At 62.0% G+C, this 26,684-nt stretch carries 26 protein-coding genes and 2 tRNA genes; 15 read left to right on the top strand and 13 right to left on the bottom strand.

Annotated elements, in window-relative coordinates; all coding sequences use genetic code 11:
* Positions 1-134: 134 nt before the first annotated feature.
* Positions 135-223 (bottom strand) — tRNA-Ser (locus QP915_RS10460).
* A 108-nt stretch (positions 224-331) separates the two neighbouring features.
* On the opposite strand from QP915_RS10460, the gene hisC reads away from it, so the two are divergent.
* Entirely contained in the window at positions 332-1,384 is a 1,053-nt protein-coding gene (hisC, locus tag QP915_RS10455; protein ID WP_284769282.1) for a histidinol-phosphate transaminase, read from the top strand.
* Positions 1,385-1,777: a phage holin family protein gene (locus tag QP915_RS10450; protein ID WP_204610500.1), complete on the top strand. Its 393-nt coding sequence runs from the start codon at positions 1,385-1,387 to the stop codon at positions 1,775-1,777. It abuts the gene before it with no gap.
* On the opposite strand, the gene QP915_RS10445 is transcribed toward QP915_RS10450, so the two are convergent.
* The gene (locus QP915_RS10445; protein ID WP_239194003.1) at positions 1,774-2,034 is read right to left on the bottom strand and encodes a MoaD/ThiS family protein; all 261 of its coding nucleotides are present in this window, start codon (positions 2,032-2,034) and stop codon (positions 1,774-1,776) included. The genes QP915_RS10450 and QP915_RS10445 overlap by 4 nt on opposite strands.
* A 59-nt stretch (positions 2,035-2,093) precedes the next feature.
* Here QP915_RS10445 and QP915_RS10440 point away from each other — a divergent pair, with 59 nt between their 5' ends.
* The 4 genes from QP915_RS10440 to QP915_RS10425 are packed head-to-tail and all read left to right on the top strand — an operon-like array spanning position 2,094 to position 5,152.
* Entirely contained in the window at positions 2,094-3,230 is a 1,137-nt protein-coding gene (locus tag QP915_RS10440; RefSeq protein ID WP_284769281.1) for a molybdopterin molybdotransferase MoeA, read from the top strand.
* Positions 3,227-3,706 (top strand): MogA/MoaB family molybdenum cofactor biosynthesis protein, encoded by a 480-nt coding sequence (locus QP915_RS10435; protein ID WP_284769280.1) that lies wholly within the window; start codon positions 3,227-3,229, stop codon positions 3,704-3,706. The genes QP915_RS10440 and QP915_RS10435 overlap by 4 nt, the downstream gene beginning before the upstream one ends.
* Positions 3,696-4,157, top strand: coding sequence for a molybdenum cofactor biosynthesis protein MoaE (locus tag QP915_RS10430; RefSeq protein ID WP_284769279.1), 462 nt, complete (start codon positions 3,696-3,698; stop codon positions 4,155-4,157). Before QP915_RS10435 ends, QP915_RS10430 begins: the two co-directional genes overlap by 11 nt.
* The gene (locus QP915_RS10425) at positions 4,154-5,152 is read left to right on the top strand and encodes a ThiF family adenylyltransferase (protein WP_284769278.1); all 999 of its coding nucleotides are present in this window, start codon (positions 4,154-4,156) and stop codon (positions 5,150-5,152) included. Before QP915_RS10430 ends, QP915_RS10425 begins: the two co-directional genes overlap by 4 nt.
* A 27-nt stretch (positions 5,153-5,179) precedes the next feature.
* Here QP915_RS10425 and QP915_RS10420 read toward each other — a convergent pair whose 3' ends face one another.
* Positions 5,180-5,440, bottom strand: a complete 261-nt coding sequence (locus tag QP915_RS10420) for a hypothetical protein (protein ID WP_284766412.1) — start codon at positions 5,438-5,440, stop codon at positions 5,180-5,182.
* Positions 5,441-5,668: 228 nt separating this feature from the next.
* A tRNA-Ser gene (locus QP915_RS10415) sits at positions 5,669-5,752 on the bottom strand.
* Positions 5,753-5,929: 177 nt separating this feature from the next.
* Here QP915_RS10415 and QP915_RS10410 point away from each other — a divergent pair.
* Entirely contained in the window at positions 5,930-6,886 is a 957-nt protein-coding gene (locus QP915_RS10410) for an NAD(P)H-quinone oxidoreductase (RefSeq protein ID WP_269953836.1), read from the top strand.
* Here the strand turns inward: QP915_RS10410 and QP915_RS10405 are convergent.
* Positions 6,883-8,139, bottom strand: a complete 1,257-nt coding sequence (locus QP915_RS10405) for an aminotransferase class V-fold PLP-dependent enzyme (RefSeq protein WP_284769277.1) — start codon at positions 8,137-8,139, stop codon at positions 6,883-6,885. The two genes, QP915_RS10410 and QP915_RS10405, sit on opposite strands and share 4 nt — an antisense overlap.
* Positions 8,140-8,352: 213 nt before the next feature.
* Here QP915_RS10405 and wzm point away from each other — a divergent pair, with 213 nt between their 5' ends.
* On the top strand, positions 8,353-9,204 hold the full coding sequence (wzm, locus tag QP915_RS10400; RefSeq protein WP_269953837.1) for a galactan export ABC transporter permease subunit Wzm/RfbD: 852 nt from the start codon (positions 8,353-8,355) through the stop codon (positions 9,202-9,204).
* Between the two features lie 46 nt (positions 9,205-9,250).
* Entirely contained in the window at positions 9,251-10,054 is an 804-nt protein-coding gene (wzt, locus tag QP915_RS10395) for a galactan export ABC transporter ATP-binding subunit Wzt/RfbE (RefSeq protein WP_005323203.1), read from the top strand.
* Here the strand turns inward: wzt and QP915_RS10390 are convergent.
* Positions 10,051-10,719 carry a GNAT family N-acetyltransferase gene (locus QP915_RS10390; protein WP_284769276.1) on the bottom strand — a complete coding sequence of 223 codons (669 nt, stop codon included), beginning with the start codon at positions 10,717-10,719 and terminating at the stop codon, positions 10,051-10,053. The two genes, wzt and QP915_RS10390, sit on opposite strands and share 4 nt — an antisense overlap.
* A gap of 94 nt (positions 10,720-10,813) precedes the next feature.
* Here QP915_RS10390 and glfT1 point away from each other — a divergent pair, with 94 nt between their 5' ends.
* The gene (glfT1, locus tag QP915_RS10385) at positions 10,814-11,737 is read left to right on the top strand and encodes a galactofuranosyltransferase GlfT1 (RefSeq protein ID WP_284766415.1); all 924 of its coding nucleotides are present in this window, start codon (positions 10,814-10,816) and stop codon (positions 11,735-11,737) included.
* Here glfT1 and QP915_RS10380 read toward each other — a convergent pair.
* Genes QP915_RS10380 through QP915_RS10365 form a run of 4 tightly spaced genes read right to left on the bottom strand, consistent with a single transcriptional unit; the run spans position 11,734 to position 14,063 of the window.
* A complete protein-coding gene (locus QP915_RS10380) occupies positions 11,734-12,228 on the bottom strand; it encodes a GtrA family protein (RefSeq protein WP_284769275.1) in 495 nt (164 codons plus the stop codon). The genes glfT1 and QP915_RS10380 overlap by 4 nt on opposite strands.
* Complete coding sequence (locus tag QP915_RS10375; RefSeq protein ID WP_284769274.1) at positions 12,229-12,669, bottom strand: GtrA family protein; 441 nt, start codon at positions 12,667-12,669, stop codon at positions 12,229-12,231.
* An 11-nt stretch (positions 12,670-12,680) separates the two neighbouring features.
* Entirely contained in the window at positions 12,681-13,589 is a 909-nt protein-coding gene (locus QP915_RS10370; protein WP_284769283.1) for a plasmid pRiA4b ORF-3 family protein, read from the bottom strand.
* 9 nt (positions 13,590-13,598) lie between these two features.
* A complete protein-coding gene (locus QP915_RS10365; protein ID WP_284766417.1) occupies positions 13,599-14,063 on the bottom strand; it encodes a hypothetical protein in 465 nt (154 codons plus the stop codon).
* 34 nt (positions 14,064-14,097) lie between these two features.
* Here QP915_RS10365 and QP915_RS10360 point away from each other — a divergent pair, with 34 nt between their 5' ends.
* The 5 genes from QP915_RS10360 to QP915_RS10340 all read left to right on the top strand — a co-directional run bounded on the left by QP915_RS10360 (position 14,098) and on the right by QP915_RS10340 (position 22,414).
* Positions 14,098-14,373 carry a hypothetical protein gene (locus QP915_RS10360; protein WP_198492349.1) on the top strand — a complete coding sequence of 92 codons (276 nt, stop codon included), beginning with the start codon at positions 14,098-14,100 and terminating at the stop codon, positions 14,371-14,373.
* 126 nt (positions 14,374-14,499) lie between these two features.
* Complete coding sequence (gene dprE1 / locus QP915_RS10355; RefSeq protein ID WP_005329755.1) at positions 14,500-15,915, top strand: decaprenylphosphoryl-beta-D-ribose oxidase; 1,416 nt, start codon at positions 14,500-14,502, stop codon at positions 15,913-15,915.
* A 37-nt stretch (positions 15,916-15,952) separates the two neighbouring features.
* Positions 15,953-16,711, top strand: coding sequence for a decaprenylphospho-beta-D-erythro-pentofuranosid-2-ulose 2-reductase (gene dprE2 / locus QP915_RS10350; protein WP_239273708.1), 759 nt, complete (start codon positions 15,953-15,955; stop codon positions 16,709-16,711).
* Positions 16,712-16,904: 193 nt separating this feature from the next.
* The gene (locus tag QP915_RS10345) at positions 16,905-18,881 is read left to right on the top strand and encodes a galactan 5-O-arabinofuranosyltransferase (RefSeq protein ID WP_284769273.1); all 1,977 of its coding nucleotides are present in this window, start codon (positions 16,905-16,907) and stop codon (positions 18,879-18,881) included.
* Positions 18,882-18,955: 74 nt separating this feature from the next.
* Positions 18,956-22,414, top strand: coding sequence for an arabinosyltransferase domain-containing protein (locus tag QP915_RS10340; RefSeq protein ID WP_284769272.1), 3,459 nt, complete (start codon positions 18,956-18,958; stop codon positions 22,412-22,414).
* Here the strand turns inward: QP915_RS10340 and QP915_RS10335 are convergent.
* From QP915_RS10335 to QP915_RS10325, 3 genes are all read right to left on the bottom strand, one after another.
* Positions 22,353-23,738, bottom strand: a complete 1,386-nt coding sequence (locus QP915_RS10335; protein WP_284769271.1) for a PepSY-associated TM helix domain-containing protein — start codon at positions 23,736-23,738, stop codon at positions 22,353-22,355. The genes QP915_RS10340 and QP915_RS10335 overlap by 62 nt on opposite strands.
* A 63-nt stretch (positions 23,739-23,801) precedes the next feature.
* Positions 23,802-24,695 carry an alpha/beta hydrolase gene (locus QP915_RS10330; RefSeq protein WP_284769270.1) on the bottom strand — a complete coding sequence of 298 codons (894 nt, stop codon included), beginning with the start codon at positions 24,693-24,695 and terminating at the stop codon, positions 23,802-23,804.
* 39 nt (positions 24,696-24,734) lie between these two features.
* Positions 24,735-26,669, bottom strand: coding sequence for a M13 family metallopeptidase (locus QP915_RS10325; RefSeq protein ID WP_284769269.1), 1,935 nt, complete (start codon positions 26,667-26,669; stop codon positions 24,735-24,737).
* Positions 26,670-26,684: the final 15 nt, after the last annotated feature.

Raw genomic sequence — 26,684 nt, 5'->3', positions numbered from 1 at the left:
ACTCAATCGGCATTCAAAAAGGCCAAATCTAACCCCCGCGACACGCCGAGCCAGACACACATTTTGACCCTTAACCCAGCTTTGCGGCACCACCTAAATTAAGAAAATCCCGAGCTCGCACGCTCGGGATTAGATGGCGGAGATGAGAGGATTCGAACCTCCGGACCCCAGAAGGGTCAACTCCTTAGCAGGGAGCCCCATTCGGCCGCTCTGGCACATCTCCACGGTTCGCAAGGAACCTCGTTTGAGGATACCTGCCTGCCCCGCCGCTGCCAAACTAGCCCCCTGCTTTCACGCCCGCAGCAAAGACGCAGGCCCTAAAGTGGGAGGCATGATTCGCCCAGACCTGAAAGCCATCCCCGCCTACGTCGCCGGTGCGCGCAACGATGACGCGCTCAAGCTCTCCTCTAATGAGGCCGCGCACCCGCCGCTGCCGGAGGCGGCCGCGGCCATGGCGGAGGCCGTGACGAAGGCCAACCGTTACCCGGATATTGCGGCCACCGCGCTGCGCGAGGACCTCGCCGCGCACCTGGGTGTGGAATATGGACAGGTTGCGGTGGGCACCGGATCGTCCGCGCTATGCCAACAGTTGGTGGAAATTGCCGCTACCCCTGGTGAAGAGGTCCTCTTCCCGTGGCGCTCCTTCGAGGCCTACCCCATCTTCGCCCAGGTAGTCGGCGCCCACCCCATCCCGGTTCCGCTAGGTGCAGACCAGCGCGTGGATCTGCCGGCCATGGCGGACAAGATTACGGACAAGACCCGGCTTATCTTCGTGTGCAATCCCAATAACCCGTCCGGCACCACGGTGACCAAGGACGAGTTCGCCGCCTTCATGGATGCCGTGCCTGCCGACGTCCTCGTTGCCCTCGACGAGGCCTATATCGAATACAACCGTGCCACCAACATTCCGTTGGGTACGGAGCTGGTGGGCACCTATCCCAACCTGGTGTGCCTACGCACCTTTTCCAAAGCTTATGGCCTGGCCGGGGTACGCATCGGTTATGCCTTCGGGCCAGAAAATATTATTGAGGCCCTCAATAAGGTGGCCATCCCCTTCTCCGCCAGCACCGTAGCCCAGGTTGGTGCGCGCGCGGCACTGGCGGCGCAGGATTCATTGCGTGAGCGCACCGATGAGGCCGTCGCCCAGCGCGAGCGCCTAGAAGAAGCCTTGCAGGACTGGGGAGTGCCGCATTCCGAGGCAAACCATGTCTGGCTGCCGGCCGCGAATCTGGCCCGCCTTGGTACCCCGCAGGAGGTGGCCGCTCGCCTGGCCGAACACGGCGTGCTCGTGCGCGCGTTTAGCGAAGGCATACGCATTACCGTGACCACCGAGGAAGAAACCGACACCCTGTTGCAGGCGTGGAACGCAACCATAGGAGGCTAAATGCGCTCGCTCATCAACTTCGCCCTGAACGTCTTTGCCATCGCGGTGGCGCTGTGGGCAGTGGTCGCCGTCATTCCCGGCATCACCATCACCCCGGCTGAGACTGGCAATTTCATCGCCATCGCCATCGTCTTCATCATTATTAATGCCGTGGTCATGCCGGTACTGCGCGTCCTCGGCGCGCCGCTGACCTGCCTTACGCTCGGACTTTTCTCCCTCGTCATCAACGGCGCCGCGCTCATCATCGTGGAGTGGGCGCTCAATTCCCTGGACCTGGGAATCGGCCACCTCGTCATCGACTCCTGGGGTGCCGCAATCATCGGCGCCATCGTGCTGTCCATCGTCAGCAGCGTCATCAACTTCTTTACTAGCCCGCTGCGGCAGCGGGATTAGCCTCCCGCAAACGGCGGCAGGACGTCCACCCGGGTAACACCAGCCAGCGGGGAATCCATGGCGGTGTTCCCGGCGCCGTCGATAAGAAAGCTACAGCGCCCCAAGACCTCTTTCAGGCTCATGCCGGCCTCGGTGGTACCGGTATGTTCCCTGCCCAGCTGCGCCACCAGATCACCTAATGTGGCGGGGGCTTCTACCTGCTCAGAAGCCACGCCCGCAGCGGCGCGGGCGGCGGCGAAATAGTGAACGGTCAACATGCCCTCCACTATGCCCCGCACGCCCATGCCCTGTCGAGACCGCGGGTAAACTAGCCGCCATGCGCACACCCGAGACTCACGCGCGCGAGGTCGCCGCGGCCCTGCCCGCACGCCAAACCACCACCGTGCCCCTCACCCAGGCACAGGATATGGTGCTGGCTGCGGATATCCACGCCGGGTTCCCCTCCCCTCGCTTTGATAACTCCCAGATGGACGGCTACGCCCTTCCGCAGTGTGCGGCCGGGACCTACCCGGTGGGCCCCACCATCGCGGCCGGCGCTGAGCCCGCCCAGGTACTCGACGGCCCGCTTGCCGGCGCCTGCCCCATCATGACCGGCGCCAAGGTCCCGGAAGGAACTGCAGCCATCGTGCCCATCGAGCGCTGCGAACCACAAGAATTCCTCTCCCCGGGTGACCGCATTACCGCGCCAGAGGCCTCGCCAGGCCAATTCATCCGCCGCACCGGCTCCGACCTGGAAGAAGGCGCCCTCCTCGCCGCCCGCGGCGATAAGCTCACGCCAGTGCGCTTGGCCGCCCTCGCGTCTCAAGGAATCGCCGAGGTAGAGGTCTACCGCCCCGCCCGCATCCTCATCTGCACCGGCGGCGCGGAAATCGGTCACGGCAGCGCCGCCATTCCGGATGCCAATGCGCCACTCTTAACGGCAATGGCCCACCGCGCCGGCATCGACGTCGCCGGCTATATCACTACCGACGATGACCCACAGGCCCTTGAGTGCGCTTTCACGGAATCCATCGCGCAGCACCGCCCGGATGCCATCATTACCTCAGGCGGAATCTCCGCGGGGAAATTTGAAGTAGTCCGCCAGGTACTCGAAGGCTGGTTCGGCCATGTGGACCAGCAGCCCGGCGGCCCGCAGGGCATCGCCACTTTTCACGACACCCCAGTGATCTGCTTGCCTGGAAACCCCATTTCCACGTTGGTGAGTTTCCGCCTCTTTGTCGCCCCTGCGCTCGGTTGGGCGCCGGAGCCTTTCCGCGTCCCCCTCGCCGCGGGCATCGAGGGCCTCCCGCACAAGGACCAATTTCGCCGCGGGCGCGTCGATTCCCGCGCCCATATCCTTGGTGGTGCCAGCTCCCACCTGCTCGCCCAAGCGGCAGACGCCACCCATCTCATCCGCATCCCTGCCGGTCAACGCCTGGAAGAAGGCCAGGAAGTGGAGGTCTACCCACTATGAGCCCACAGCGCACCGCCATCGTCATCGTCGCCTCTACTCGCGCCGCAGCGGGCATCTACGAGGACCGCTCCGGCCCCATCGCGGTGGAGTTCTTGCGCCGCAAGGGCTTTGACTGCCCCGACGCGCGCATCGTCCCCGATGCCGAGATCGCCGCCGCCGTTGCCGCCGCCTTTGCCGAAAAGCCCGCGGTCATCCTAACTTCTGGCGGCACTGGGCTGACACACGATGACCGCACTGTCGAGGCCGTCGCCCCACACATCACCCGCGAGCTGCCTGGCATCGCGGTGGCCTTCTGGCAGAAGGGATTGGAAACCGTGCCCACCGCGGTGGCCTCCCGCGCCATTGCCGGCGTCAATGACTCCACCTTTGCCATGACGCTTCCCGGTTCTACCGGCGGGGTAAAAGATGGCTGCGCGATTTTGGAAGAATTAATCGTTCCGATCGTCGATATGTTAGAAGGAAAACATGAGCACTGATCCCTCCTATGTGGCCGAGCAAACCGGCCGCACCATTGGCACGCTGCTGAGCGATCAACCCCTTGAATCCCTCCTTGCCGCTGCCAAGGAAGAGGCCGCCACGGCCGCCATGGGTGCTGTCGTCACCTTTGAGGGCATCGTCCGCGATCACGATGGCGGACGGCCAAATGTCACCCTACTTTCCTATAGCGCCCACCCATCTGCGCCAGAGAAGCTGCAAGACGTCACCGATTCCGTCGCAGCCAACCACCCAGTGCGCCTGTGGGCCGCCCACCGCACGGGGGATCTCAAGGTTGGCGACCTCGCCTTTGCAGTAGTAGCGGCCGCCGCGCACCGCGGCGATGCCTTCCGTGCCGCCGAGGAATGCGCCGATCGCGTCAAGGCGGAAGTCCCCATCTGGAAGGAGCAAAGCCACGGCGATGGTTCCACCAATTGGGTGGGTCTGGAATGAGCATCCGCTATGCCCGCCAGGAAGCGCTCTGGGGCGAGGAGGGTCAGCGCAAGCTCAGCGACGCCCACGTAGCGGTCATTGGCGCCGGTGGCCTGGGCTCCCCGGCCCTGCTCTACCTCGCCGGCGCGGGTGTGGGCCGCATTTCGCTTTTCGACGACGACGTGGTCTCCCCCTCCAACCTGCACCGCCAAGTCATCCACACCACCGCAGCCATCGGCACACCGAAGAAGGATTCCGCCGCGACTGCTGTGCGCGCGCTCAATCCAGAGGTGGACATCACCTGCCACGGCCGCCTCGAATCAGCGACAGCGCTCGAGCAGCTACACGGCTGCGATCTCATCCTCGACGGCACCGATAACTTCGACGCCCGCTACCTCAGCTCCTGGGCTGCCCACGAGCTCGGCATACCGCACGTATGGGCCTCCATCCTCGGCTTCGACGCACAGCTCAGCGTGTTCTGGTCCGGCCACGGCCCCGTCTACGAGGATGTCTTCCCCACCGCTCCCGCACCCGGCGAGGTTCCTTCCTGCTCCCAGGCCGGAGTTCTGGGACCAGTGGTCGGCATTGTCGGCTCAGCCATGGCGCTCGAAGCGCTCAAACTCATCACCGGCGTAGGCACCCCACTCATCGGCACGCTCGGCTACTTCGACGCCCTTTCCGGTACCTGGGAATATATCCCGCTTCAGTCCACCGGCGCACAACCTACTCAGCCTGCCGACGCCCCCGAGGTCCGCGAGGTTCCCCCGCACGCTCCGCTTATCGACGTCCGCACCTCCCCCGAGCGCACCCAATCCGCCATCCCCAATTCCACGCACTTTGACCTCGACCGCATCCTCGCCGGCGAAGATCCCGACATCGAACCAGATGCTGCGGCGGTTATCTACTGCGCCAGTGGCATCCGCTCCGCCCAAGCCGTCGATGCCCTCCGCAAGCGCGGCTTCCCCCACGTCGTCTCCTTGCGCGGCGGCATCAATTCCTGGCTCGAGCAGCAGTAACCGAATGCCCCTTGGCAAGACCGCAGCCTAACGGTCGATTTTGGTCTTATGCTCCTTATTTCGCGCAAAAAGGAACCAGACAAGTGGCCCTAGAAACGGGTAGGCAAATGCCGCCATCACCAGCAATACCTTGACGCCTCCGCTATATCCCGAACGGATGATGGAAATGAGAGAGGCCACCCAAAAGACCAACAGACCAATGACGATGACGGCTCCTAGCCCGCTCCATAGCCAGTCATACGATGCCGGTATCTGCTCCTCGGCCAAGTAGGAAATGTAATTTGTCATAGTCGCCTCAACGTTAACGGTGTTTAAAAGCCCGTACCTCAAGGTAGAAGCTCAATGTAAACGCTGTCTGGCCGTGGACTTAATTTTCACTGTCACCCAGCGAAACCGTCCCACAACGTGAGTAGGCACCCTACCGAATCGGTAGGGTGCCTTAAATACTGCACTCCCTCACTCAGAAGCTATAAGCTTCTATGCTCCTTTAACTTAGAAAGGAAGCTTAGGCAGCTGCGGAGACGGCGGGATTTGAACCCGCGGAGGTATTACCTCGCCGGTTTTCAAGACCGGTGCATTCGGCCGCTCTGCCACGTCTCCACGTTGTATTTCGTAAACGCTCTTCGCGCCTACGAAGCAACTTAGTCAGTGTACTAAATTGATAGCCCGGTTTCCCAAAAAGCCACCTGCAGCACTGAATGTCACCGTAGGATACTCCGAATTTCGTGGCACAGGACACACAAGGTTCGTTAGATTGGGCCCATGACTACAACACACATGAAGGCTATCGTTCAGACCGACCCGCAGGATCGTCGGTCCTTAGAGCTCCGCGAAGTCGATGTCCCGCAGCTGCGCCCCGGCGAAGTGCTCGTCAAGGTGCAGGCAGCCGGCGTTAACCGGGGCGATATCCTGCAGACGATGGGTGCCTATCCGCCGCCACCGGGGGCATCGGAAATCTTGGGCTTAGAAGCAGCAGGCACCATCGCCGATGCCGGGGATACGAACTGGGAGGTAGGCACCGAGGTGGGCTGTCTGCTCGCGGGTGGTGGCTACGCCGAATACGTTGCGGTTCCGCAGGGCCAGCTGCTTCCCGTGCCCAAGGGGTTGAGCGTTGAGGAAACTGCAGCGGTAGTTGAGGTCGGATGCACCGTGTGGTCCAACCTGGGCATTGAGGCGGGCCTTCACGAGGGCCAGCGCGTCCTCATCCATGGCGGGGGCGGCGGCATTGGCACTTTTGCCATTCAGGTAGCCAAGGCGCTCGGCGCAGAGGTGGCGGTGACGGCCGGTTCACAGGAGAAGCTGGATCGTTGCCGCGAGCTGGGCGCCGATATTCTCATCAACTATAAGGAGCACGACTTCGTAGAAGAGTTGAAGGGAAGCTGCGATGTCATTTTGGACATCATCGGCGCGAAATATCTGGAAAAGAATATGAAGTGCCTGGCTAAGGACGGCAAGCTCATTATCATTGGCATGCAGGGCGGCACCAAGGCGGAAATCAACTTGGGTGCCATGCTGCCCAAGCGCCTGACCGTCCAGGGCACGACGTTGCGCGCCCGCGACTTAGAAGACAAGGCACAGATTGTTGCGGGCACGGTAGAAAATGTATGGCCCATGCTGGAAGACGGCCGAGTAAAGCACGCGCTGCATGCTACTTACCCGCTTGCCGACGCCGCCCAAGCCCACACCGCCCTAGACAGCGGCGAGGTCACCGGCACCTTGGTGCTTAACGTTTAGGCCAGCGAGGCTACGACGCGGATGAGATGCTCGACGTCGTGATGGGTGTTGAAGGGGCCGAGCGCAACGGTAACGGCACCGCCAATTTCTTCCACGCCCATCTCCGTGAGCAACGGGGTCTGCGGGGCAAGCGTGGTAACAAGGCCGTTATCGAAGAGGCGCTTGTACACGGTCTCGGCCGGAACACCCTTTACTGCGAAGGTGAGGCGCGGCAGGCGATCGTCGGAGGCGCCCGCGGCCGCTTCCCCGGTCACGCCAAGAATATGCACGGCGGGCAGGGTGCTCAAGAAGGAATAGAGGTCAGCGCGCAGATCCTCCAAGTAGATGCTGAGCGCATCCATAGAAGTGCGCAGGCGCTTGCGGCGCGAGCCGCTCTCCCCACCGGCGAGGGCGGCAAGATGGTCTACAAGCGGTCCGACACCGCCGGCCAGACCAGAGGAAATGGGCGTTTCCAGCTTGCGGGCGCCCTTGCCGGTATGCACCGGATCGAGGGAGTCGAGGCGGCGGAACATGCGGGTATCGCGGAAGACCAAAGCTGCTAGCTGCGGTCCGCCCAGCAGTCCCAGGTCAAGGCCCAAGATATCGGCGCCGAGATCATCAAAGTTGATGGGGCGGTAGGGGGCGATCGCAGAGACGTCGAGAAGCGTCCAGGCGCGGGAGCGCTCATGGACGGTGTCAATGATCTCGGCGGCCGGGGATACCGTGCCCAAAAGCTCGTGCGCGGCGGAGAAGGCAACGAGTCGCGTGGAGCCATCGACAAGCTCGGCAAATTGGAAACCTGGCAGCTCACCCGTGCCCAAATCTGGCTGGGCCCACCGGGTTTCTGCCTTGACCTCAGAAAACGCCGAGTACAAAGACGGCGGATCCAGTTTGGAGAGCACCACCGAGGAATTGCTGCCCAACAGCGGGCGGGCCGCGTGCGCCAAGGACTGGTACAACACGGGCAAGGACGGGCCAAGCACCACGCGGTCTGCCTTGGATCCGGTCAGATCCGCTACAGCCATGCGTGCGGCGGTGTAATTACCATCGCCTTCCAAACGGCCCGGCGCGGGCGTAGCAGAGTGGGCGCCGCCTGGCCCCTCCTGGGGGGCCACTGCAGTAGACATCCGGAAGGAGCGCGCCACGCCGGAGGCGACGCGCTCAGAGATTTGGGGCACCGCGTGCGCGTTGAGGTAGGTCCAACCATCAGATAGCCCGGTGTATAAACCGCGCACACTGAATACGTCGTAGTGTGCCGAAGCTCCTGCTGGCATTACGGTCCCCTTCTTTATCGCACTAGGCATCGCCACACAGTGGCGGTCGGTTTCCTACTGTATACGCGTTTGTCCCAAGTTTCCCAAATCTGAATTTTCGCTGGATACCGCTGTTTTCGCAGGCTGGCGGCGTGTAGTTCCCGTTTGCCCAGCCCGCGCGCTAGGGTGTTGAGCGTGCAAGATAACAATCAACTGCGCGCTGATATCGCCCGCATGACCTCCCAGCCAGACGGCGAGGCCACCCCAGCGTCCCAGTCCGAGACCCTCAAGGCCGCCTTCGCGGACCTGGTGCAGGGTGCACAGCAGCGCGAGCTGTGGTTCAAACTGGGCATTCAAGATATTAAGCAGCGCTACCGCCGCTCTGTCCTGGGCCCGTTTTGGATCACCATCGCCACCGGCGTGATGGCCCTTGCCTTGGGCCTGTTGTATTCCATGCTCTTCCAGATTCCTGTCGCGGAGTTCCTCCCCCACGTCACCGTGGGCCTTATTATGTGGACCTTCATTTCGGGTTGCATCAAGGAAGGTTCCACCGTCTTCATTGACAACGAGGGCTTGATTAAACAGCTCCCCGCCCCGCTGTCGGTGCACGTTTACCGCTTGGTGTGGCGCCAGACGTTGTTTTTGGGCCATAACCTCATCATCTGGTTACTGCTTATCCTTATCTTCCCGCGCAGCCTAGGCTGGGAGTTCTTCCTCTTCCTCCCCGGCTTGGCCTTGTTGCTGGTCAACGGCGTGTGGGTCACGATGTTCTTTGGCATCATCGCTACCCGCTTCCGTGACGTCGCTCCGCTGCTAGAAGCACTGACCCAGCTGCTGTTCTACGTCACCCCGATTGTGTGGATGACCAATACCTTGAAGGACCAGGGCGGTGCGGTGGCCAGCCGCGCCCGCATCGCGGAAATCAACCCGCTCTACCACTACCTGGAAATCGTCCGTGCGCCCATGATCGGTGAACCGGTGGCCGCCTACCACTGGTGGATCGTCATCGGTTGCACCGTACTCGGCCTGCTCATCGCCGGCTTGGTCATGCGCAAGTGGCGCTTCCGCGTCAGCTACTGGGTTTAAGCCCACGCCCTGCACTTCCTGAGATTCCTGGAAAGGATACAGACTGATGGTCTCGATTGATACGTATAACGCGTGCGTGGACTTTCCCATCTTTGATGCCAAATCCCGCTCGCTAAAGAAGGCCATGCTTTCTTCCGCTGGCGGCGCCATTGGCAAAAACGCCCAGAATACCGTCGTGGTGGAGGCACTAAAGGATATTAACCTGCACCTGCGCGAGGGCGACCGTGTGGGTTTGGTGGGCCATAACGGCGCCGGCAAGTCCACCCTGCTGCGCCTTTTGTCTGGCATTTACGAGCCCACCCGCGGTTCTGCCGATGTACGCGGCCGCGTGGCCCCCGTCTTTGATTTGGGCGTGGGCATGGACCCAGAGGTCTCTGGCTACGACAACATCATTATCCGTGGCCTCTTTTTGGGCCAGTCCATCAAGCAAATGAAGAAAAAGATGGATGAGATTGCGGAGTTTTCTGAACTCGGCGATTATCTCTCCATGCCGCTGCGCACCTATTCCACCGGTATGCGCGTGCGCTTGGCGCTCGGCGTGGTGACGTCCATTGAGCCGGAAATCCTGCTGTTGGATGAGGGCATCGGCGCCGTCGACGCTGCTTTCATGGCCAAGGCCCGTGTACGCCTACAAGAGCTGGTGAAGCGCTCCGGCATCCTGGTCTTTGCCTCCCACTCCAATGACTTCTTGGCGCAGCTGTGTAATACCGCGCTGTGGATCGACCACGGCGAGATCCGCTCGGTGGGCGAGGTTTCCGAGGTCGTCGGGGAATACGAAGGCCCTGAGGTGGGTGAGTACGTGCGCGACCTGCGCGAGCGTTTTGAAAATGAGGACACCAGCGGCAACTAGCTGAGCATACGCAGCAACTGGTCCCCCACACCTTTCACGTCCACCCGCAGCCCTTCCGGCCGGTGATAGTCCGTGGCGCTAAGTCGCGCGCTAACCACCGGCCGGTTAATTTTTTCTGGGCCGGCAGGCTCTTCCTTTTTCTCGGTACTTATGCGGTAGCCCATCTTTTCACTCACCCGGGCTGAGGCAAGATTGGTCCCTATCCAACTGGTGCGCAGCGAATGCGCATCGAGGTGGGAGAAGGAAAACTCGGCCACCGCTTGGCGGATAAGCGTGCCATAGCCTTGGCTTTGGAAGCGGTGTAATACCCATGATGCGGTTTCCACCTCCCGCGCAGCCGCAAAGTTTTCTGCCACCAAGTCCACCACACCCACCATTTCTTGGGTTTCTACGTCGCGGGCGATGAAATCCAGGGTCCACTTTTGGGTACATAGCTTTGCACGATGCTCCCACCGGTGCTGCGCCATGGCGGCGGGGGTATTCATCTTCTTATCAAAGAGCCAAGGAAAGGCGTGCTCTGGGATATTCGCGCCATAGATATCTGCCGCACCGACTTGGGCCACGCACGCGATGTCTTCATCGCGCATGACGCGCAGGTCGACTCCACGGCCAGTATCATCGCTGGCCCGTATGGTCACCGCAAAAGGCGGCCAGATACTTTCCATACACTTCACAGTATCCACAGAGCTGCGGTCATATCTACTTTTCGCTTCACCCACGCGGAGTGTTTCTACGCTGGTCCCCTACCCCGGTGGCAAGATGGAACCCATGACTGCCACCCTGACTTCCACCGGTTCCACCGCCGCCGTCATTGTTACCCATCAGCGCGCCGAGCTACTGCGGGCCTCGCTTGAACAGGTAGTCCACCAAACCCACCCCGTGCAGTGGGTAGTCGTGGTGGATAATGGCGCGGAAGATGCGGTGCGCGAACTCGTCGAATCCATGGCGGGTGACCGGGGCGTCTACGTGCCTTCGGAAACCAACCTGGGCGGCGCCGGGGGCTTTGCACTGGGCTTTCTTACCGCTCTTTCTTTGGGCGCCGATGCCGTGTGGTGCGCCGATGATGACGGCCGCCCTGCCGATCACGCGGTACTAGCAGAGCTGTATCGGGTGGCGGAAGCCAACCGCCTACATGAGGTCTCCCCGGCGGTATGCAATATTGACGATCCCGGCCGCCTCGCCTTCCCCCTGCGCCAGGGGCTGGTATGGCGCCGCCGGATGGACGAACTGGAGGGCGATTTCCTGCCCGGCATCGCCTCACTTTTTAACGGCGCGCTGATTTCCGCCGCGGCCATGGAGATCATTGGCGTGCCGGACTACCGGCTGTTTATCCGCGGCGATGAGGTGGAATACCACCGCCGGCTGGTTAATTCCGGTCTCTCCTTCGGCACGGCGCTGACCACCAGCTACCTGCACCCGGACGGATCGGATGAGTTCAAGCCCATCCTGGGCGGCAAGATGCATACCCAGTACCCAGAAGGTGAGTTCAAGCGCTTTTTCACCTACCGCAATCGCGGCTACCTGCTGTGGCAGCGCGGCATGCGCAAGCTACTACCCCAGGAATTTGCCCGCTTTGGCTGGTTCTTCTTGGTCCAGCGCCACGATCCGGCCGGCTTTATCGAATGGCTCAAGCTCCACAACCGCGGGCGCCAAGAAGATTTCCGCCGGCCGCACCAGGGCTAGGACGGATCCTGCTTGGCGACGACCCTGACTCCCGCCTTCCTAAAAATAATCCAGCGCTGCACCGCAAAGTTCACCACGGTGGCGGTGCCCTGCGAGATGGCAAAGGCCACCACGAGGGAGAGGGTGGAGTTCCACTCCCAGTGGACGTCGAAAAGCTCAAAGAGGAACTTATAGGCCACCATATTGACCACGAAGGTCACGCCGTAGGTGGCAAGTACCCCGGCGAAGCGCACCGCGGTGGCTTTGGCTTTAAAGGTCCAGCGGCGATTGAGCAGATAGGCCGCCCAGGTACCGACGATAAAGCCCACCGCCCGCGCCGGATCGGCGCTCAGCAGGCCGAAGCCGATCTGCAGGAGCCAGGTTAAGGAGACGTCGATAAGCGCGGCAAGTGCCCCCGTCACCGCGAACTTGGCGCTTTGCACGCGCAGGCTGGTCGAGCGCGAAGCCCGCTGGGCCGCGCCGCGCCACGTCCGTGGGGAGGCTGCTGCCATCTACTTTTCCTTAAAGATAAAGACCCTTTGAATGGCAAAGTTGGTCACCGTGGCCACGCCTTGGGCGATGACGAAGGCGATGGTGTCTTTCACCGCCCCCTCAAAGCCGAGGGCCATAAGCGGCTCATTGAGCACCCAATACAGGAAGTTTTGGACCGCAAAGGTAGAGGCGTACAAGATGCCCACGGTCGCGGCCGTGCGGCCAGACACCTTGGCCCCAAAGGTCCACCGCGCATTGGCTAGGTAGGCGGCGATGGTGCCAAAAACCCAACCGATGGCCTTGGCGGCGGAACGGTGCAGCCCCAAATAGGTCAATAGCAGCGTGAGACCATAGTCAATGGCGGCGGTAAATACGCCCACGGAAATAAAACGCACCAGCTGGGTGTGCAGCGAGGTGGACGAGGGCTTTACTTCTACGGCGTCGTCAGCGGAATTAGTCACGAGTGAGTAGCCTACCCGCGCAAGAGCGCTCGGTACATGTCCAACCGATCCACCGGCGCGGCGGATCCGGCGCCATAAGCGCCTACCCCGGCTAATTGCTGTAGAGACGCCGCACACAGCTCCCGCACGTCGGCGCCGGAGAGCGCCGTGCCATCGTCATTGACCCAGCCGAGCGCATCCATGGTGGTCTCCACGACGGAATCGGTCAGCTCCGCGCCACCCATGCAGGATAGGGCCAGCGCCATGGACCAAAAGGCGTCTTTGCCTTCATGGGTCACCTCGCGCGGCAGGCTGGCGAGCACGCGGGCGGTATGCGGTGTGAGGTCGGTTTCCCTGCCTAGGTCCATCGCTTGCAGTAGCGGGACAAAATCATAGAGTTTGGTGCGCTCAATCAAATTGCGCACGGGGGACGATACCGCGGAAAAGACTTCATCGGTAACCTCTTGGCCAGTCAATTCGCGGTTGACGCTGGTCAGCTCAAAAGGCTGAAAGAGCGATCCGGAGCCACCCACGCACAACGCCTCTGGGGTGCCATTATCGCGGGGATAAATCTCGGCTACTACTAGCTCGAAGTCCCACAGTCCCCAGGCGAAGTCGATTTGATCGCCCTCGCGCCACAGGAATTCGGAGGCCTGGCGCTCCGGATCGATGCGCGGGCCACGGGCCTCGGTGTGTTCATAAAAGTGCCAGGGGGATTCCTCCTCCGGCAGGCCAAAGCAGATGCGCAGCACGCGGTGCAGCTCGGTGAAGGTCAGGGCATCGCTAAAACCTATCTGGCGGTGCACCTCGCCATCGGCGCGAATATTCGCGGCTTGGCAGATGATAGTGAGGGGCTCGCGCTTGAGGGGTACCACGCCATCGGCGCGTTTGGCCCGCGCCTGTGCGATATCGGTGACCCCTGCGTTCATGAGCCCCACCATACGCAAGTTTTAGGAAGCTAGTTTTGCAATATCCCGTGCTTCTAGCTCACTAATGAGGAACGTCAGCGCCGCACCAATGGCACCCAAGAGGGTCCACGGCCGCTTGGCACCGCGCTTGCGCAGGAACTTCACCATGCGGCGGGAAAGGGCAACGTTCATCCAGCCGCCCAGGATGAGCAGCAGCACCACTGCGGCAAAAATAGCCCACAGCTTGAGGCCTTGATCGGCACTATCCTGCGGCGAGCGCGGCTCATCACCATCCTGCTCAGCGTGCGCGTTGGTATAGGCCACCAGGGCGCCAAAGCCAAAGAAAGACAAGGTATACGCGGTGATCAAACCGCCCTTGGACGTGATCCAATCCGGATAGGAGGTCGCAATGCCCACGGCGGCAGCCTGGGTGATGCGGCCAGCCAGGGTGTCATCGAGGGCGTAATTGTCTTGGCGCTGATCGTGCATCTCACGGTTGTTGGTCATAGCGACTACTTTAAGCGGCGGTAAGCTAATGCGCATGTACTCGGAAAAGACAGAGCATATGACGCCGGCGCAACAGGCGGCACAGGATGTGCGCGCGGAGGACGATAAGCGCAACGGCCACTTCGAGGCCACGGAGCATACCGATGTGCCGTTGAGCCCTTTCATGACTCGCCTGATGGCAGAGGAATTGCCCATGCTGGATTCCTCCTCACGGGCTCGCGTCTATGAACTTTTGCGGGAGTACGATGGCCCCATTATTGAATCCCAGGAGGAGCTGCCGGAGGAGATCCGCACACTCATGGATCTGTAAACGGGCACATTCGGGCAGTACAAACGTCCGTTTTGTACCGAATATCACTCGGGTCACTCCAACCACCCTCGTGTGAGCTAGGTAGGCTAGAGAAGCGACATAAATCCGTCGAGCAAAGAGTAAGAGATGGAATTACATACCACTGAAAAGTCCCTGCACGGCTGGGGCCGCACCGCCCCGACGACCGCCCACGTTCTCGCCACCGAAGACGTGGACGTCATTAAGAAGGCCGTGGCCCAGGTTGCAGAAGATAACTCGGATAAGCCCGCCCACCTGCGCCGTGGCGTCATCGCCCGCGGTATGGGCCGCTCCTACGGTGACCCCGCCCAAAATGGCGGTGGCCTGGTCATCGACATGCAAAAACTCAATAAGATCCACTCCATCGACCCGGAGTCCGCTCTGGTGGACGTCGATGGCGGCGTCACCTTGGATCAGCTGATGAAGGCCGCCCTGCCATATGGCCTGTGGGTTCCGGTTCTACCGGGTACCCGCCAGGTCACCATCGGTGGTGCTATCGGCCCGGATATTCACGGCAAGAACCACCACTCCGCCGGTTCCTTTGGTGACCACGTCGTCTCCATGGAGCTGCTCGTGGCCGATGGCCGCGTGCTGCACCTGACCCCGGAGGGCTCCGAGGACGACCCGAGCGGCGACCTCTTCTGGGCCACCGTCGGCGGCATGGGCCTGACCGGCATCATCCTGCGCGCCACCATCCGCATGACCAAGACGGAAACCGCCTACTTCATCGCGGATACGGACCGCACCGATAACTTGGATGAAACCATCGCGTTCCACTCCGATGGCTCCGAGCACAACTACACCTATTCTTCCGCCTGGTTCGATGTCATTTCGCCAGAACCAAAGCTGGGCCGCTCCACCATTTCCCGCGGCTCACTGGCCACCCTGGCACAACTGGAAGAGCTCGCCCCGAAGCTGGCCAAGGACCCACTGAAGTTCAATGCGCCGCAGCTGATGACGGTGCCGGATATCTTCCCGTCCTGGACCATGAATAAGCTCTCCCTCTCCGCTGTGGGTCTGGCGTACTACACCATGGGCGCACCGGCGAAGAACCAGGTCAAGAACCTGACGCAGTTCTACCAGCCGCTGGATCTCATCGGCGAGTGGAACCGCGGCTACGGCTCCAAGGGCTTCCTGCAGTACCAGTTCGTGGTACCGACCGAGGCCGTGGAGCCGTTCAAGGAGATCATCCGCGATATGCAGCGCTCCGGCCACTACTCCGCCCTCAACGTGTTCAAACTCTTCGGTGAAGGCAACCGCGCGCCGCTGTCCTACCCGATGCCGGGCTGGAATGTCTGCGTGGACTTCCCCATCCGTCCGGGCCTGGGCAAGTTCCTGGATGACCTGGACCGCCGCGTGATGGAATTCGGCGGCCGCCTCTACCTAGCCAAGGAATCCCGCACCTCCGCGGAGAACTTCCACAAGATGTACCCGGGCATGGAAGGCTGGCTGAAGACCCGCAACGAGATCGACCCGACCGGCGTCTTTGCCTCCGATATGTCCCGCCGCCTCGAGCTGCACTAATCACTGGAAATAACACCTTTAAGGAGATTTACTAACCATGCTTAATGCAGTAGGCCAAGCGCAACACATCCTGCTTCTGGGCGGCACCTCTGAGATCGGCCTCGGCGTCGTCTCCGAGTTCCTGCAGCGCGGCCCGGCCAAGGTCACCCTGGCCGCCCGCCCGGAGTCCCCGCGCATCGCCCAGGCCAAGGCTGACCTAGAATCCCGTGGCGCTGACGTAGAGGTCTTGGACTTCGATGCCACCGACTTCGACTCCCACCCAGACGTTATTAATAAAGCCTGGGCCCGCGGCGACGTCGACGTGGCCATCGTCGCCTTCGGCACCCTGGGTGACCAGGAAGAGCTGTGGCAAAACCACGACAAGGCCGTCGCCTCCGCACAGACCAACTACACCGCACCGGTGTCCGTAGGCGTGCTCTTGGGCGAGAAGTTCAAGCACCAGGGCCACGGCACCATCATCGCTATGTCCTCCGTGGCAGGCATGCGCGTGCGCCGGTCCAACTTTGTCTACGGCGCCTCCAAGGCCGGCGTGGACGGCTTCTACATCAACCTGGGCGAGGCCCTGCGTGGCACCGGAGCCAACGTGCTGGTTGTCCGCCCGGGCCAGGTGCGCACCAAGATGTCCGCCGAGGCTGGCGACGCCCCACTAACCGTCAACGTCTCCGACGTTGCCGAGGCCACCGTCAAGGCCGTACTCGAGGGCAAGCAGTCCATCTTCGTACACCCACTGTTTGAGTACGTGTCTTTGGCATTCAAGTTCATCCCGCAGGCCGTCTTCCGCAAGCTGCCGTTCTAAACGCCGCGGCTTTCCGCGCTGGCGCTAGCCGGCCCGCTCGCCTCCACCCCGCCCCCACCCTTCCCCCTCGCCGCACCCCGCGGCGAGGGAAGTGACGGGGGCGGTGGTGTATCAGGGGGACGTCGGCAAGCAAGTACTGTCCTGCCCGCGCCAAATCTGGGTTGTGGGGCTTGGGTATGCGAAACTAATGGGCATGACAAGCACCGCTGTACCCGCCCAGTCAACGCCCGTGAGCGAGGATAACCGCACCGAGGCCTACCGCGCCGATGCGCTGACCCCTCGCGCGACCTTGCTGGGTCTTGTGCTGGCCGCCCTGGCCGGTGGCGTGGTAACGCTGCTGGGCTGGTTTGCCTTCAAGACGGTCTCGCTACCGTCCTTTAATACCTCCATGGTCACCCGCGCGTTGACCACGGTGGGTGTGGTGCTCACGCTGGCCCTGGCCGGCGGGCTGTGCGTGTGGTGGCTCTATGACCACTACAAGGAGTCCTTTGCCCGGCCACGCTGGCGGGCCTGGCTGACCTACGCGGTCACCTACCTGTCTCCCGCTTTGCTGACCCTGGCCGCCGTGGGCCTGCCGCTGTCCGCCTCCCGCTTGTGGCTCGATGGCGTGCAGGTGGACCAGGCCTTCCGCACCCAGTTCCTCACCCGTTCGGTGGATGAGATGGGCTATGCGGACATGAACTACCAGGACATGCCGTCCTTTTACCCCATTGGCTGGTTCTGGTTGGGCGGCCGCTTGGGTGCGCTCATGGGAATTCCGGGCTGGGAGGTCTACCAGCCCTGGGCGCTCATCTCCATTGCCGTGGCCGGCTGTATTTTGGTGCCCATCTGGCAGCGCCTGACCAGTTCCCTGCCGGTCGCCACCGCCATCGCCCTGGTGACCACCGCGATTACGCTCACCATCGCGGCCGAGGAGCCCTATTCCGCGGTCATTGCCATGGGGCTGCCCGCCATTGCGGTACTTAGCGCCCGCGCCTTCCGCGGCTCCTGGCTGGCCACCCTGGGAGTAACGCTCTACCTGGGCATTTCCGCTACGTTCTATACCCTTTTCACCGGTGCGGCCGCACTTACAGTAGTCAGCCTCATCGCGCTGTTTACCGCGCTCTATGAGCATACGTGGCGCCCCATCCTGCGCCTGGCGATTATGGCGGTAGGCTCCATTGCCATCGCGCTTATCGCCTGGGGGCCCTACCTATGGTCGGTCATGCACTCACCGGTGCCGCTGCAGACCACCGCGCAGCACTACCTGCCGGAGGAAGGCACGCAGATTCCAGTGCCTTTCTTGTCTTTCAGCATTGTGGGCTTCCTCTGCCTCATGGGGCTTATCTACATCGTCATCCGCCTCAATGACGTGGAGGTACGCGCGCTGGGCATCTCCCTCCTTGGCACCTACCTGTGGACCGTGGTGTCTATGGTGGCAACCCTGGCCGGTACCACGCTGCTCAGCTTCCGCCTCGAGGTCATCGTGGTGCTCCTCTTTGCCACCGCCGGCATCCTGGCCCTGGCAGAGATTCGTCTACTCGGCGTGCACCGCCTCTACCCGGCGCGTTTCTCCCACACCACCAATAAGCAGATCACCGCGGTCTTTGGCATCATCTTGGCCCTGGCCGGCGTCTTCTATGCGCAGCAGATCCCAGAGGCCAACGAGGACGCCATCGATCACGCCTATAGCGATACTGATGGCTATGGCGAACGCGCTGACCGCTTCACCAGCGATTCCGCCCACTACTACCTAGATATCCACAACTTCATTCAAGACCAGGGCTATACGCCGGATGAAACGGTGGTGCTCACGGATGAGAAGACCTTCATGTCTTATTACCCCTACTGGGGCTTTAACGCCTTTACCAGCCACTACGCCAATCCCTTGGGCGAGTTCAGCACCCGCAACGAGCAGATTGAAACTTGGGCCAATGACTCCTGGGATATGCAGCCGGAGGAGTTCCGCAAGGCCTTGGATTCTGCCGCCTGGCGCGGCCCGGATGTCATGATGTTCCGCGGCGACCTGGAAAATAAGGACGATGGCTTCAAGTTCCACCTGGCAGAGGATATCTATCCCAACCAGCCGAATATTCGCTACCGCGCGGTCTTCTTCAATGCCGACGTTTTTGATGAAGGCTGGAAGTTGCAGCAAACCGGCCCCTTTGTAACAGCCGTTCGCACCAAGTAAGTTCACCCACACTTCCCGCCCGCGGCAGGGTGTGCCCGCGGGCCGAAGGGGTTATCTGACGTAAACTAATCGCCGTGTCAGATAGCCTCACTACGAATACCACCCAAGCGCGACCTGCCGCTGCCGGCTCCCGCTTCACCGCCGCCCCCGCGGGCCTGCGGTGGACCGCAATCATTGCCGGGCTGATTGGTTTCCTGTGTTTTGTAGCGACCCCGCTACTGCCGGTGACCCAAACCCAGTCCTCTTATGATTGGCCACAGCATGATTCCGTGCAGTCCATCAACGCGCCGCTCATTTCCGTCGCCCCGGAGGACCTGAAGGCCACCATCCCCATCTCCGCAGTCGATGAACTGCGCGAGGGCCAGTCCATGGTCTACGGCACCGTCCCGCCGGAGTCCAAGAAAGCCTCCAATCGCGGCCTTTTCGTCCGCGCGAATGACGAGGGCCTGTCCGTTGTGTCCTTGGATGAGGTGTTGCTTACCCTCAATGCCAAAGAGGTAGCCAAGCTCCCCCAGGACGCCAAGATTGAAATTTCCGCTTCGGGCGATGGCACCTCCGTGAGCGTGGGCGAGCATGAAAAGACCACCGAGGAGGATCTGCGCCCGCAGGTCACCGGTGTCTATACCGAAATCGACGATAAGGCTGACGTGCAAGCCCTGCTTGACGATGGCCTCAATGTCCACGTCGATATCAACTCCCGCTTTACCTCGTCCCCGACGTTGCTCAAGACCATTGCCATGTGGCTGGGCATCGCCATGGTGGTCGTGTCCCTGTTCTGCCTGTGGCGCATCGACCGCCTCGATGGCCGCCGCTTCGGCTTCATGCCCGAGACGTGGAAGAAGGTGCGCCCGCTCGATGGCGTGGTGGCCGCCATTTTGGGATTCTGGTACATCCTCGGCGCCAATACCTCCGATGATGGCTTCATCTTCTCCATGAGCCGCGTCTTCGATCACGCGACCTACATGGCCAATTACTACCGCTGGTACGGCGTGCCGGAGGCGCCCTTCGGCTCCCCTTACTATGACCTGGTTGCCGTACTCTCCCAGATTTCTACCGCCTCGGTCTTCGTGCGCCTGCCGGGCCTGATTTCCGGGCTCATCATCTGGTTTATCCTTTCCCGCGAGATGCTGCCGCGCTTTGGCCAGCTTGTCGACGGCCGCCGGGTCGCCCACTGGACCGCAGCGCTGATGTTCTTGGCCTTCTGGCTGCCGTATAACAACGGCACTCGCCCAGAACCCATCGTGGCGCTCGGTGTGATGTTTACCTGGGCTTCCTTCGAGCGCGCCATTGCCACCCGCCGCCTGCTTCCGGCGGCCGTGGGCACCATCGCCGCAACCATCACCTTGGCCGCCGGCCCCACCGGCCTTTTTGCCGTGGGTGTATTCCTCGTCAGTCTGCCGCACCTCTTCCGCGCCATGGCCGAGCGCGTACCGTCCATGGGCGGTGGCGCCCTCGGCTGGCTTTCGCTCATTGCGCCATTCCTGAGCGCTGGCACCGCCATCATGGTCGCCGCCTTTGGTGACCAGACGCTGTCTACCGTGCTGGAATCCACTCGCGTGCGCTCCGAGGTCGGCCCCTCCCTGCCGTGGTACGCCGAGTACGCGCGCTACTCCACCCTTTTCCAGGAATCCGTGGATGGCTCGCTGACCCGCCGCTTCGCGGTCTTCACCATGCTCTTCTGCCTAGTGCTCATCGTGGCGGCCTTTATCAAGGACCGCCGCGTCGTTGGTGCTGCCGTCGGCCCGACCCAGCGCCTGCTCATCATCGTGGCGCTGTCCATGTTCTTCCTCATGTTCACCCCCACCAAGTGGACCCACCACTTTGGCATCTACGCCGGCGTGGCCGGTGTCATCGCCGCCCTCGGTGCCGTGGTGCTCTCTCAGTTTGCGCTGCGTTCGCCGCGCGCTCGCACCTTCTCCATCGCCGCGGTGGTCTTCTTGCTCGCCATCTCCTTCGCCGGCTGGAACGCCTGGTGGTACGTATCCTCCTTTGGCATTCCGTGGTGGGATCGCACGGTGCAGCTCAAGGCCATCGAGGCCAATAAGGTGCTGCTCGCCATCGCCCTCATCATTTTCGCCATCGGCGTGGTGCAGTCCCTGCGCCATAGCTACCGCAAGTCCCAGGCAGAAGAGGCTGGCGCACTCGCTGAGTTTGAAAAGAATGCCGCCGCCAAGGTCTCACGTTCGGCCGGCATCATGTCCGCACCCATCGCTCTGGCCTGCGCCATCGTGGTAGCGCTTTCTTGTGCTTCCTTTGCTAAGGCCACCGTCTCCCAGGCGGATTCCTACTCCGTGGGCAAGGGAAACCTGGCTTCCCTGCGCGGCAATACCTGCGCGCTGGCGGATCAGACCATGGTGGAGACCAATACCAATGACTCCTTCCTGACCCCGGTGGACGGCGACTTGGGCGATTCCCTGGTGGATGAGGACGAAACCCACACCGGTTTCGACCCGAACTTCATCCCGGAATCCATCGAGCCGGAAAACCAAAACTCCGCCTCCGTGGGTGCCATCGCGGATGGCTCCAGCGATTCCTCCTCCGATAGCGCAGATACTGCCACCTCGGGCGCGGATGCTGAATCCGGCGGCGCGAGCGATTCTGCCGATTCCCAGGAGTCGAAGGATAAGAAGGACAAGAAGTCCAAGGAAACCACCAATACCTCTGAGGGCGGCGTGCGCGGCACCCAGGGCGTCAATGGCTCCACCATGCACCTGCCATTCAACCTGGACTACACCAAGGTGCCGGTGCTCGGTTCCTATAACGAGGGCCAAGACTCCACCTCTGAAGTAACCACCAAGTGGTACAACCTACCAGAGGCCAAGGACAATACCCCGGTCCTCGCCGTGTCCGCAGCCGGCAATATCTACCACCACGATGTCAACGGGGTAGAGCAAGAAGGCATGAAGCTTAGCCTCGAGTACGGCACCATCGATGACTCCGGCAAGGTCACCAATACCGGCGAGGAGGAACTCTCCGCCGTCGGTGCCACGCCCAAGTGGCGCAACCTGCGCCTGCCGCTGGATAAGCTGCCGCAAGACGCCAACGTGGTGCGCCTGGTAGCCACGGATGATTCCACCGATGAGGATGATTGGCTGGCCTTTACCCCGCCGCGCGTACCGGAGCTGGATACCATCAATAACCAGTTCTCCAAGGACACCCCGGCGCTGCTGGACTGGGCCGTAGCCCTGCAGTTCCCGTGCCAGCGCACCTTCGACCACTTTGCCGGTGTCACGGAAATCCCGGAGTACCGCATCCTGCCGGATTCCTCGGCACAGACCTCGCTGACGGACTTCCAGTCCTTCTCCGGCGGTGGCGCCATGTCCACCGCGGAGGCGGTCAACTACTCCTACGAGATCCCGAGCTACCTCAATAATGACTGGGCCCGCGATTGGGGCGCCATTGAAAAGTACGAGCTGCGTACCGATTCACAGGGCAATGCCCCAGTCCCCGCCGAGATCGATTATGAGGACTTTACCCGCTCCGGTCTGTGGCAAGACTCCGAGATGAAGATTCGCCCCGAGGGCGAGGAATAGTCTCACCTGCGGCCGCGCCCCGGCCCCGCTTCGGGGCGCGCAACCGCCGCACAATCCAATCGCCTAGGAAAAAGATCACAAGCGAGGCGCCAAAGAGCGGCGCGATGATCGAGTAGGCCACCACCCCCGCCAGCACGGCGGGGGTAATTTTTAGCTCGGGCAGGCCGCGGCGCGGCTTTGTCCACCACATCCACAAGCCAGCGCCACTCACCACGAGCAGTCCCAAGGCCAGCGCCGCCAAGGCGATCTGACTATAGATGCCAAAAAGCGTCCCCATGTGCAGCTGGATGAGCCACGAGGTTAGCTGTGCGGCAAGCGGCCAGTCGGCGGAATTAATGCGGTCGATGACCTCCCCGTTCGGGGTCACTGCTACGGCATCGCTGCGCAGCTTAAAGGCCGCACGAGCCTCGCGCACGCCCCACGCATCGCCTGGCTTTTCCGGTGGGGTCATCTCCAGAACCCCGGTCAATCCTTGGCTGCGTGCTGCCGACAATGCGGTTTGGGCCCCGACAAGTTTCGCACCGCCCTCGTGTCCCGCATGACCCGCATGACCCCCATGGCCCTTGTGACCAGCGTGGCCGGAATGCTCCCCCGTCTCAGTGCTAGCGCCCACTTCCGTAACGGAGGTTGCCACGGACGGTTCCTTCCAATTCAGTTCCTCGCGCACCTTACCAATCGCGGTACCCGCCACCAGCGACCACGTCAGGCCGGTGACGGTCAGGAAGAGAAAGCCTGGCAGCAACCAAGTGCCCACGCGGGCATGCAACGTCAGCGGCTTGGAAAGCCGCTTTCTATTCTTCCGCTTACGCTTAAGCCACAGGTAAAGGCCAAGGATGCTCAGCGCACCGAGCCACGAGGCCGCGAGTTCGGCATAGAGGCGGCCAGGCTCGCCCAGCCACAGGGTGCGGTGGCCATCGGAGGCCCACGTACGGAAGGGCAGCGCGCGGGATCCGCCATATTGTTGTAGTTCGCCGGTGATATGCAGATCCACCGGATCCACAAAGACGGCGTGGGTGTAACTGGCGTTGGGTGCGCTGGGGTCTGCGAATAGCACGCGGGTGGTTTCTTGCGGATCCTCGGAAGGCTCGACCTGAACCACGTGCCCATCTGGGTGCTCGCGCTGGGCGGCGGCAATCTGCTCGTCTAGGCTGCGTGGGTTGCCTGGCGCGGTGGCTGTCACCTCATCGTGGTAAATCCACGGTTCAAAGGTGGGCGCCAAGGCATAGAGAAACCCGCTTAACGCTGCGACAATGAGAAAGGGCGCAATGATTACGCCGGCGAATTTATGCAGGCGCGATAGCGCGCCATGAGTGGATATGGTCATGCGGAACTAGTCGCAATCCTATTGAAACTAGTTCCCTTTTAGCATGGAACCTCCAGGCAATTGTTATTTTTCTAGCTCTCTTGCCAGGAACGCGGCCGCATCCCGCACGCGCTGCCGCGCCACCGCCGGGGTGGACACGCGGTGGGTGGAAACATAATCGCGCGCGGCGGCACCTGGCACGGAAACACGCGCGGCAATCTCATCCTCGGTGGCGGTCTGCACGAAAGTGTGCGGACCAAGCTCAGATAGGTCCGCGGGGATGCCGTATCCGGCGCGCAGGTCCTCCGGCAGATTTGCCAGGGCGCCGAAGTCTGGGAAGGTGAGCAGGAGGGCGTCGGCAGGCGCCAGCGCCGCCAGCGCCCCGCCGGAGGAATAACCCCAGTTAGTAACGCTAGAAGCACCCTGCGCGCGGGCATAGTCGATGGCTTGCTGCACGGCAGTGACCATCTCCGCCACGGTGTGCTCGGGGGCAAGCGGATAATCCACGTCGATAATGGTGGTGCCGGATAGCTGCGCGGCGGCGGCTACCTCGGGGCGCCACTGCATCTCCAGCGCTTGGCCATCGCCGCGCCACCAGCCGCCCGAATGCAGCGAGACCGCCCACCGGCCGGTGGGTGTGCTGGGCCGGAAAATGGCGCCCACCTCGGACTCTTCTACGCTAATTCCCTCCGTGTACGCAGTACCTGGCAGCGCATGATCCACCGCAGTACCGAGCACCATCATTGCCGCATGGGTAATGCGATCCGGCAAGAGCGCGCAATATTGGTCCACCTCAGGGGAGCCGCCCCCAGCCCACGGCGGACGGAAATCCGGGGTGTCATAGTGGGCATCGATATAGGCAACAAGCTGCTCGAGCTGTTCCTTCTCCTCCATCTGGCGGTCTTGGCCGCCGATGTGCCATTCCTGGCCGGGCTCCAGCGGGCGGTGCGGGTCCTGGTTAGCATCTGCGTTAGTCATGCCACCGAGCCTACGCGCACCGCCTACCGGCCAAAAGGGCTACCAGATGGTGACGCGGTCCTCCGGTGCAATGTACATGGCGGAATCCTCCGCTACGTCAAAGGCCTCGTAGAACTCCGCGATATTGGCAGCAATGAGGTTGCAGCGAAACTCCGCCGGCGAGTGCGGGTCAATGGCCAGGTACTGGGTGGCCATCTCCGGGCGGATGGCGGTGCGCCACACGCGGGCCCAAGCCAGGAAGAAGCGTTGTAGGCCGGTGTAGGTGTGCTCGGCCAACTCCGGCTCGGCGCCGTCTACCTCGAACTTCTCCTCCTTGCCCTGCAGGTCAATGCCCTTATCGGCGCAGTAGTTCTTAAAAGCCACCACAGCGATACCCAAACCGCCCAAGTCACCGATATTCTCACCCAGGGTAAAGCTGCCGTTGACACCGGTGGAGTCGATGCCGGCCTCCTTGAGCACCGTCGGTACCTGGCCATTGAACTGCTCCACCAGCTTGGCGGTGAGCTTTTCAAAGGCCGCGCGGTCCTCCTCGGACCACCAGGAATTCAGGTTGCCCTGGCCATCAAATTGCGAGCCCTGGTCATCAAAGCCATGTCCGATCTCGTGGCCGATGACGGCACCGATGGCGCCGAAGTTTTCTGCGGCATCGGCCTCCGGGTTATAAAACGGCGGGCGCAGGATGGCGGCCGGGAAGGTGATGTCATTGACCACCGGGTTATAGAAGGCGTTGACCGTCTGCGGGGTGGTCACCCATTCATCGCGGTCGGCCGGCTTGCCAATCTTGGCCAGCTCAAAGTCATGGGAGAACGCGGAGCCGGCGCGGGCATTAGCCAGCAGGTCCGCGCCCTTGCCAGAGACCTCGAGCCCGGAGTAATCGCGCCAGGAATCCGGGAAGCCAATCTTGGCCTTGAACTGGGAAAGCTTTTCCAGCGCACGCTCCCGGGTGGCTGGGGTCATCCACTCCAGCTGGGAGATGCGCTCACGGTAGGCGGCGATGAGGTAGTCCACCAACTCATCCATCTCGCGCTTGGAAGAGGCCGGGAAGTGCTTATCCACAAATACCTGGCCAATCTCTTCGCCCACGAGGGACTCGGCTAAGCCCACGGCGCGCTTCCAGCGGTCGCGCTGCTGGGTAGCGCCGGAGAGCTTGGTGCCATAGAACTCGAAGTTCTTCGCGCCTACTTCCTCCGGCAACATAGCCGCACGGGAGCGCAGGATGTGCCAGGTGGCCCATAGCTGCCAATCCGCCATGCGCTCGGAGGTAAAGAGGCTCTCGAAGTGCTCGAGGTAGGAGGGCATCATATTGACCACGCGGTGCTCTGGCAGGTTGCCGCCGGAGAGCAAAGCGCGGGTCATGGTGGGCAACTCGCTAAATTCGCAGGGGTTATAGGTCTTAACCGCATCGCGGGTGGAGACCACGTCCCAATGGCCAGCGGCCAGCTCCTTTTCCAAGGCGACGATGCGATGGGCGGCTACCTCGGCGCCCAGGCCAAAGAGGCGGGCTGGGTCGAGGAATTCCAGCATCTCGGCCACGTGCTTTTCATAAGCGCTCAGCGTTTCCGCGTGGGCTTCCTCGCGGTAATAAGCCTCATCCGGCAGGCCCAGGCCGGATTGGATGACATAAGCAATGGCGTCCTCGGAACCGGAGTCCTTGGATACCCAGAAGGTCACCGGGGAGCCAACGCCGGTGCGCTCAAGTTCACCCAGGCGCTGCGCCAGTTCCTCTGGGTCAGCCGCGCTCAGGCGGTCCAGATCCGCGTCCAATGGAGCCATGCCGGCCGCGTTGACCCCCTCGGTATCCATAAAGGAGGCATAGAGCTTGCCCGGGCGGCCGGTGTCCTTGTCCACGATCTCGTGCACGAGTTCCTCCGCCTCATCGCGCAGCGCGTGGAAGGTGCCATCCACGCCGCGATCATCGGGAATGACGTGGCTTTCCAGCCAGGGTCCATTGACTAGTTGATAAAGATCTTTCATGCTTGCCACTCTAGG

Origin of the sequence: Corynebacterium sp. MSK158 (assembly GCF_030229085.1) — a bacterium.
Classification (GTDB): Bacteria; Actinomycetota; Actinomycetes; order Mycobacteriales; family Mycobacteriaceae; genus Corynebacterium.
The sequence above is the reverse complement of the archived record's forward strand: the minus strand, read 5'-3'. Positions and strand labels throughout refer to the sequence as shown.